Source organism: Rhodococcus sp. P3_B8, assembly GCF_056402775.1.
Map to the genome: position 1 here is coordinate 1 of NZ_JBFUGT010000476.1, position 3,516 is coordinate 3,516.

Consider the following 3,516-nt stretch of genomic DNA (forward strand, 5'->3'; position numbering starts at 1 on the left):
GCTACCGGAAAGGCGCACGGGCGCCGAAGGCGCCTTACGGCAGAGGTCCGCCCGCGGCGATCGCCGACAGCGTCGCGAACTCGTCGGCCTTCAGTGAGGCGCCGCCAACGAGGGCGCCGTCCACATCCGCCTGACCGACGATCTCGCCGACGTTCTTGGCGTTGACGCTGCCGCCGTAGAGAACGCGGACACCGGACGCGACGTCCGGCGAGGCCAGGTCACCGAGCGTGGCGCGGATCGCGGCGCAGACTTCCTGCGCGTCCGCGGCACTGGCCACGCGGCCGGTTCCGATGGCCCACACCGGCTCGTACGCGATGACGACCTTCGCGATGTCCTCGGCGGACAGTCCGGCGAGCGAGCCCCGCAGCTGCTCGACGTTGTAGGACACGTGCTCGCCGGCCTCGCGGACGTCGAGGCCCTCACCGATGCAGACGATCGGGGTGATCCCGTTCTTCAGCGCGGCCTTGGTCTTGGCCAGCACGGTGTCGTTGTCCTCGCAGTGCAGGGTCCGGCGCTCCGAGTGCCCGACGACGACGAACGTGCAGCCCAGCTTGGCCAGCATGGAGCCGCTGATCTCGCCGGTGTACGCACCCGAATCGTGGGCCGACACGTCCTGCGCACCGTAGGTGAGCAGGAGCTTGTCGCCCTCGACGAGGGTCTGCACGCTGCGGATGTCGGTGAACGGCGGGATCACCGTCACGTCGACCTTGTCGAAGTACTTCGCCGGGAGCGAGAAGGCGATCTTCTGAACCAGCGCGATGGCCTCGAGATGGTTCAGATTCATCTTCCAGTTGCCGGCGATCAGCGGCTTCCGTGCCATGCCTCAGCCCTCCAGAACTGCGATGCCGGGGAGTTCCTTGCCCTCGAGGTACTCGAGGGAGGCGCCGCCGCCGGTGGAGATGTGCGAGAACCCGTCCTCGGGCAGACCGAGCTGGCGGACCGCCGCGGCGGAGTCACCGCCACCGACGACGCTGTACGCGCCCTTCCCGGTGGCCTCGATGATCGCCTCGGCGACACCCTTGGTGCCCGCGGCGAACTTCTCGAACTCGAACACGCCCATCGGGCCGTTCCAGAAGACGGTTTTCGCGCTGGTCAGGATCGCCGCGAACCGGCGAACCGACTGCGGTCCGATGTCGAGGCCCATCCAGCCGTCCGGGATCTCGAGCACCGAAACGATCTTCGACTCGGCGTCCGCCGAGAACGAATCGGCGATGACCACGTCCTGCGGGATGTGGATCACGTCGGCGTACTGCTCGAGCAGCGCCTTGCATGTGTCGATCATCGACTCCTCGCACAGCGAGTTGCCGACCGACACGCCCTGCGCCGCCAGGAACGTGTAGTACATGCCGCCACCGATGACGAGGGTGTCGACCTTGGGGGCCAGCGCCTCGATCACCGCGAGCTTGTCCGACACCTTGGACCCACCCAGCACGACCGCGTACGGCCGCTCGGGCTCCTCGGTGAGCTTGCCGAGCACCTTGATCTCGGATTCGACGAGCCTGCCCGCGTAATGCGGGAGCAGCTTGGCCACCTCGTACACCGACGCCTGCGCGCGGTGGACGACACCGAATCCGTCGGACACGAACGCGCCGTCGTCGCCGACGAGTTCGACCAGGGCCTTGGCGAGCTTCGTCCGCTCGGCCTCGTCCTTGCTGGTCTCCCGCGGATCGAAGCGGATGTTCTCCAGCAGGAGAACGTCGCCGTCCGTGAGCCCCTCGGCACGTGCCAGAGCGTCCTGCCCGACGACGTCGCCGGCGAGCTGGACGTTGCGTCCCAGCACCTCGGCGAGCTTCACCGCCACCGGTGCGAGGGAGTACTGCGGGTCGGGCTCGCCCTTGGGGCGACCCAGATGGGCGGTGACGATGACCTTGGCGCCCGCCTCCGCCAACGCTTTCAGCGTCGGCGCGGAAGCGATGATGCGTCCGGGATCGGTGATCCGGTCACCGTCGAGCGGAACGTTGAGGTCGGAGCGCACCAGCACGGCGCGCCCCTCGGCCCCGGCGCTCAGCAGGTCRTCGAGAGTCTGAACTGCCACTGTTACCGAACCTTCGCTCAGAGAGACTTGGCGACGAGACCGATGAGGTCGGCCAGACGGTTGGAGTAACCCCACTCGTTGTCGTACCAGGACACGATCTTGGCTTGATCGTCGATGACCTTGGTGAGGCCGGAGTCGAAGATCGAGCTGTGCGGGTCGGTGACGATGTCCGACGACACGATCGGGGCGTCCGTGTACTTCAGGATGCCCTTGAGCGGTCCCTCGGCGGCAGCCTTCATCGCGGCGTTGATGTCCTCGACGCTGGCCGACTTCTTCAGGTTCGCGGTGAGGTCGGTGACCGAGCCCGTGGGGATCGGGACACGCAGCGCGTAGCCGTCCAGCTTGCCGAGCAGCTGCGGGAGGACCAGGCCGATGGCCTTGGCGGCACCGGTGCCGGTGGGGACCACGTTCAGGGCGGCGGCGCGGGCGCGGCGCAGGTCGCTGTGCGGGCCGTCCTGCAGGTTCTGGTCCTGGGTGTAGGCGTGGACCGTGGTCATGAGGCCCTTGACGATGCCGAACTCGTCGTCGAGCACCTTGGCGATGGGGCCGAGGCAGTTGGTGGTGCACGAGGCGTTGGAGATGATGTTCTGGCTGCCGTCGTACTTGTCGTCGTTGACGCCCATCACGATGGTGATGTCCTCGCCCTTGGCCGGGGCGGAGATGATGACCTTCTTGGCGCCGGCCTCGAGGTGGCCCTTCGCCTTGGCTGCGTCGGTGAAGATGCCGGTGGACTCGACGACGACGTCGACGCCCAGGTCACCCCAGGGAAGCGCCGCGGGGCCTTCCTTGATGGCGAGTGCCTTGATCTTCTGGTTTCCGACGACGATGGTGTCTTCACCCTCGAGCGAGACGTCGTGCGGGAGACGACCCAGGATGGAGTCGTACTTCAGGAGATGCGCCAGCGTAGCGTTGTCCGTGAGGTCGTTGACCGCCACAATCTCGATGTCGGTGGTTCCGAGCGCCTTCTGCGCATCCACCGCCCTGAAGAAGTTACGTCCGATACGGCCGAAACCGTTTACGCCTACCCGGACAGTCACAATCTGCTCCTTTGCGCATGATTCTGGTTGTGCAGCTCTGCTCCCGCGCCGCTACGACACCACCGACGGGTGGTCGGCGCGAGGTTTCATCGGTCGATGTGGCTCTAACCCTAGTGCGCGCGGCACGCGCGCGCGCAGTCACCTCCGGGCACCCTTTCCGGGCCGCCCCGACCCGAACGAACGGGACGCTCGTCCGATCTGACGCAACGAGCGTCCCGTTCGTCCGGGAGTGGGGGTGGTGGGAGGCGACCGCCGACGACGGTCAGGCGTCGTCGAGAAGATCTGCGGTGACGGCCGACTCGGTGTCGGGGATGCCGGTTTCCTTGGCCTTGCGATCCGCCATCGACAGCAACCGCCGAATGCGCCCGGCCACGGCGTCCTTCGTCATCGGCGGGTCGGCGAGCTGGCCGAGTTCCTCGAGGGACGCCTGCCGGTGCTCCACCC

General features: G+C 67.3%; 4 protein-coding genes. All 4 read right to left on the reverse strand.

Annotated elements, in window-relative coordinates; translation table 11 throughout:
• Positions 1–34: 34 nt before the first annotated feature.
• On the reverse strand, positions 35–820 hold the full coding sequence (gene tpiA / locus AC1D1G_RS43175; protein ID WP_477956703.1) for a triose-phosphate isomerase: 786 nt from the start codon (positions 818–820) through the stop codon (positions 35–37).
• A gap of 3 nt (positions 821–823) precedes the next feature.
• A complete protein-coding gene (locus AC1D1G_RS43180) occupies positions 824–2,035 on the reverse strand; it encodes a phosphoglycerate kinase (protein WP_477956704.1) in 1,212 nt (403 codons plus the stop codon).
• 17 nt (positions 2,036–2,052) lie between these two features.
• The gene (gene gap / locus AC1D1G_RS43185; protein ID WP_005241784.1) at positions 2,053–3,072 is read right to left on the reverse strand and encodes a type I glyceraldehyde-3-phosphate dehydrogenase; all 1,020 of its coding nucleotides are present in this window, start codon (positions 3,070–3,072) and stop codon (positions 2,053–2,055) included.
• 262 nt (positions 3,073–3,334) lie between these two features.
• Positions 3,335–3,516: helix-turn-helix domain-containing protein (locus tag AC1D1G_RS43190; RefSeq protein WP_477956705.1), on the reverse strand; the 182-nt coding region annotated here is incomplete at its 5' end.

Bases quoted from the DNA above. Each gene is read 5' to 3' on its own strand.
- tpiA (WP_477956703.1), bottom strand. From the start codon at position 820: ATGGCACGGAAGCCGCTGATCGCCGGCAACTGGAAGATGAATCTGAAC.